Source organism: Mesorhizobium sp. M7A.F.Ca.CA.002.05.1.1, from assembly GCF_003998335.1.
GTDB lineage: Bacteria > Pseudomonadota > Alphaproteobacteria > Rhizobiales > Rhizobiaceae > Mesorhizobium.
The window spans coordinates 1-4,515 of the sequence record NZ_RZQI01000486.1 but is presented as its reverse complement, the minus strand read 5'-3'; the positions used below and the strand labels follow the sequence as shown (position 1 = coordinate 4,515).

Below are 4,515 nucleotides of genomic sequence, written 5' to 3'. Positions count from 1 at the left end.
CTGCATGACTGCATCGGTCTTGTCGGTGCCGAAGACGCGGGCATCCAGTTCGCCCTCGAACAGCGGTGTCGGCCGGGTGCGGCTGTCGGCCGAATATTGCTGCAGCACGGCCTGGCCGAGCTGGCGATAGGTGACGTTGGGATTCTCGGCCAGTTTGGACAGGATGGTGAAGGTGAACAGGCCCAAGCGCGGCGCATCCGCGATGCCCTTGGGCAACGGCATCTCGGGCGTCGTCTCCACCGTCTGCGCGGCATAGAAGGCGACCAGCTTGCCCTTGGTGATCGGTTCGCCACCGGTCGGCGTCAGGGTGAAGGCGGGCTTGCGCGTGCCATTGTCGTCGATGCCGCGCGAGCCGGCGACCGAAATCACCTCGTCATAGGCCTCGATCGCGGCAGCCCGCTCGGACTCGTTGCCGCCGACCAGGTCGGCGAACTCGACCTTGCGCTCCAGCTCGTCATCGACCTCGACGGCGCGTGTCGCGGTTCCGGAATGGCAGCAGTCGAACACAACCCAGACGAAAGCACCCTTGTCGCGGATGGCGTCGAGTGCCGCGCCGATTTCGTTGTCGATCAGCGCATTGGGCACGCCGGCATCACGGTTGATCCATTTGCCGATATCTACGGGCAGGAAGATCTCGTCGAGCCCGTCGGTCTCGTCGCCCTTGACCATCTGCGGCTGCTGGGCACCGTGACCGGACAGATGCAGATAGACGAAATCGTCGCGCTGAACCTTGGCGGCAAGGTCGGCCAATGCAGCCTTGATCGCCGCATGGGTCGGCAGGCCACTGGCGCCGGGGACATCCTTGGCGAGCAGCGTGACGTTTTCCGGCGCGAAGCGCACGGGGTCGGGCACATTCTTCAGCAGATAGTCGTGGACGAGGGCTGCATCGTTCTTCGGCCCGACAAGCCAGTTCCTCTGCGGCAGGTTGGGATATTCGGTGCAGGCGACCAGCAGCGCATGGTAGATGCGCGATGCGGCCATGGTTCGGAACGATACCATGCCGGCCATGGTCAAGGCGGACGTGCCGACCAGCAGCGTCCGCCGCGTCAATTTGATCATGATTGCTTCCCCAAGCCCGACCGAATTTCCAAGCGCGGCAATCCTTGCCGAAGATATTGTCAGTATTTTGAACGTCACATCGCAGAGCAACCTGCCTGTTGCCCCGCTCCGATCGATGTTCTCGACAGCCTCGCGGGCAGAATGCTGGAAACAGTAGCAAAAAGGCCTGTTCGTCGCTATCTGGATGGGACATGGATCGTTTGTGCGCGGCACAAGCGACGCAAGGCGAGTTGGAAACAGGATCATGGCGGCAAGGGATGTGCTGACGAAGAACCAGCTGTGCGTGCTCGAGAAACTCGAGACCGCCAGCGGACCGCTCAGTGCCTACACCTTGCTCGACCAACTGCGCGAGCGCGGTTTTCGCGCGCCGCTCCAGGTCTATCGCGCGCTCGATACGCTGGTGAAGTCAGGTTTCGTGCATCGGCTCGAAAGCATCAACTCCTTCGTCGCCTGCGCCGAACCGCACGACCACAACCACTCGATGACCGCCTTCGCGATCTGCGACACATGCGGGCAGGTCACCGAAATGTCCGACCACGATGTCGGCCACCAGTTGGACGAATGGGTGCGCTCCACCGGCTTCGCCGCCAAGAAGGCGGTGATCGAATTTCGCGGGACGTGTGCCAAGTGCCTGGCCGAAGCGGCTTGAGGCCCATCGCTTCGTCATCCTAGGGCGAAGCAGGAGCGAAGCGACGTCGCGGAGACCCTAGGATCCATGCCGTGACATGAGAATGTCGCGGCGGCCCAGATTTAAGGATACTTGGCGCAGCCTCGGAAGCGGCTTCATTTTGCACCGTTGCATCCAAGGCTAATGTAACGGCATGGATCCTAGGGTCTGCGCTCCGCTTCGCGTCGCTCCGCCCTAGGATGACGACGACGGCTAATGCGCCTCGTCCCAGTTGTTCGCCGCCCGCGCGTCGACATGCAGCGGCACCGACATCGAGACCGCCGGCATCGCCGCGTTCTCCATGACGTGACGCACGACCGGGATCGTTGCCTCGACTTCCGCCTCGACGGTCTCGAAGATCAATTCGTCATGCACCTGCAGCAGCATGCGTGCCGAAAGGCCTGCTTTTTCCAGAGCCTCCTCCATGCGGATCATGGCACGGCGGATGATGTCGGCGGCGGTGCCTTGCAGGCGGGCGTTGATCGAGGCGCGCTCGTTGAACGCGCGGAGCGAGGGATTGGACGATCTTATATCGGGGTAATGGATGCGGCGGCCGAAGATCGTTTCGACAAAGCCATGCTCGCGGGCATAGGCCTTGGTCTCCTCGATATAGTCTCGGATGCCGGGGAAGCGCTCGAAATACTTCTTGATGTAGTTGCCTGCCTCCTCGCGCGGGATCGACAACTGATTGGCGAGACCGAAGGCCGAAATGCCGTAGATGATGCCGAAATTGATCGCCTTGGCGCGGCGGCGGACTTCCGAAGGCATGCCTTCGACCGGCACGTTGAACATCTCCGACGCGGTGATGGCATGGATGTCGGCGCCGTCGGCGAAAGCCTGCCGCAATTGCGGGATTTCGGCGACATGGGCGAGCACCCGCAGCTCGATCTGGCTGTAGTCGGCCGAGACCAGGCGGTGGCTCTTGTCGGTGATGAAGGCGGTCCTGATCTTGCGGCCTTCGGCGGTGCGAACCGGGATGTTCTGCAGGTTCGGGTCGGAGGACGACAGCCGGCCCGTCGTCGTCGCGGCCAGCGCGTAGGACGTGTGGACGCGCTTGGTGTCGGGATGGATGAAGCCGGGCAGCGCATCAGTATAGGTCGATTTCAGCTTGGTCAGCTGGCGCCAGTCGACGATCTTGCGCGGCAGTTCGTGGCCTTCCGCGGCGAGATCTTCGAGAAGCTGCGCCGACGTCGACCACTGGCCGGTCTTGGTCTTGGAACCGCCGGGCAGGCCCATGCGCCCGAACAGGATGTCGCCGAGCTGCTTTGGCGAGCCGATGTTGATGCGTTCGCCGATGAGCTGGTAGATTTCCTCTTCAAGGCGAGCGGCGCCCTGGGCCAGTTCGCCGGAGAGCCGCGACAGGATCTGCCGGTCGACCGAGATGCCGCGCTGTTCCATGCGCGCCAGCACCGGCACCAGCGGCCGCTCCAACCGCTCATAGACAGACACCAGGCCCTTGGCGGCAAGCCGCGGTTTCAGCACCAGCCAGAGCCGAAGCGTCACATCGGCGTCCTCAGCGGCATGAGCCGTCGCCTTGTCGATGTCGACCTGATCGAAACCGACGGAGCTTTTGCCCGAGCCGGTCACATCCTTGAGTTGGAGAGGGGTATGACCGAGCCACTTTTCGGCAAGCGCATCCATGCCATGACCATGGGGCGTGCCGGCATCGAGCACGTAGGAGATCAGCATGGTGTCGTCGAACGGCGCGACATCGATGCCGTAGCGGCTCATGATCACAAGATCGTATTTCAGATTCTGCGCCACCTTGAGAACCGATCGGTCTTCGAGCAGCGGTTTCAGCACGGCCAGCGCCTCGCGCAGCGCAATCTGGTTTTCGAGCGCGCCACCACCGAGCAGGTCGCCATTGCCGCTCATGTGGGCAAAAGGAATGTAGGCGGCGCGGCCGGGCGCTGTGGCGATGGCCATGCCGATGAGTTCGGCCTGCATCGGATCAGCCGATGTTGCCCGGACATCGAAGGCGGCGATGCCCGCCTCCCGTGCCTCGGCCACCCAGGCTTTCAGGGTCGAGACATCGCGAATGCAATGATAGGCAGAAATATCGATCTTGCCGGTGGCCGCGCGCTCCAGCCGCAGTGCCGCGAGCAGGGAAGGGGTATCGCCTTGTTTTGACGTCTCCGCCGTCCCGCCGGCTTCGTCCGGTTCAGTGCCGGACGCGTTTCGGGCAACCGGCGGCAACCCGGCCCCGACATCTGGGCCATGAGCATGATCGGCGCGTTCGACGGTGACCGCGACGGCCTGGACGTCGCCGGCCTCGGTGCTGGTCGCTTCCGCCACACGGCGGGTCAGTGACGTGAATTCCATGGTCTTGAGGAAACCGATCAGCTTCGGACCGTCCGGCGCGTGCAGCACGAAATCCTCCAGTCCCTCGGTCACCGGCACATCGTTCATCAGCGTCACCAGCTGACGAGAAATGCGCGCCTTGTCGGCATTGGCGATGATCGATTCGCGCCTCTTGTCCTGCTTGATCTCGCCGGCCCGGGCCAGCAGCGTGTCGAGGTCACCGAACTGTTCGAGCAGTTGCGCCGCCGTCTTCGGCCCTATGCCGGGCACACCAGGCACATTGTCGACCGAATCGCCGGTCAGCGCCTGCAGGTCGACCATCTTCTCCGGCGGCACGCCCCATTTTTCTATGACTTCCGGAATGCCGATCTGGCGGTCCTTCATCGGGTCGTACATGGCGACCGTATCGCCAACCAGCTGCATCAGGTCCTTGTCGGAGGAGATGATGGTGGTATCGCCGCCGGCTTCGCAGGCGAGCCTCGCATAGG

3 protein-coding genes are annotated in these 4,515 nt (G+C 63.2%); 1 reads left to right on the top strand and 2 read right to left on the bottom strand.

Annotated features, from left to right (window positions below; genetic code table 11):
* Positions 1 to 1,059 (bottom strand): caspase family protein (locus EN939_RS22170; RefSeq protein ID WP_164751142.1); only part of this gene is annotated, 1,059 nt, incomplete at its 3' end.
* A gap of 244 nt (positions 1,060 to 1,303) precedes the next feature.
* On the opposite strand from EN939_RS22170, the gene EN939_RS22165 reads away from it, so the two are divergent.
* Positions 1,304 to 1,708: a Fur family transcriptional regulator gene (locus EN939_RS22165; protein WP_056594898.1), complete on the top strand. Its 405-nt coding sequence runs from the start codon at positions 1,304 to 1,306 to the stop codon at positions 1,706 to 1,708.
* Positions 1,709 to 1,939: 231 nt separating this feature from the next.
* On the opposite strand, the gene polA is transcribed toward EN939_RS22165, so the two are convergent.
* The coding region (gene polA, locus EN939_RS22160; protein WP_127269672.1) for a DNA polymerase I at positions 1,940 to 4,515 on the bottom strand (2,576 nt) is incomplete at its 5' end.

Coding starts and splice junctions, on each gene's coding strand:
- EN939_RS22165 (WP_056594898.1), top strand. CDS start 1,304: ATGGCGGCAAGGGATGTGCTGACGAAGAACCAGCTGTGCGTGCTCGAG.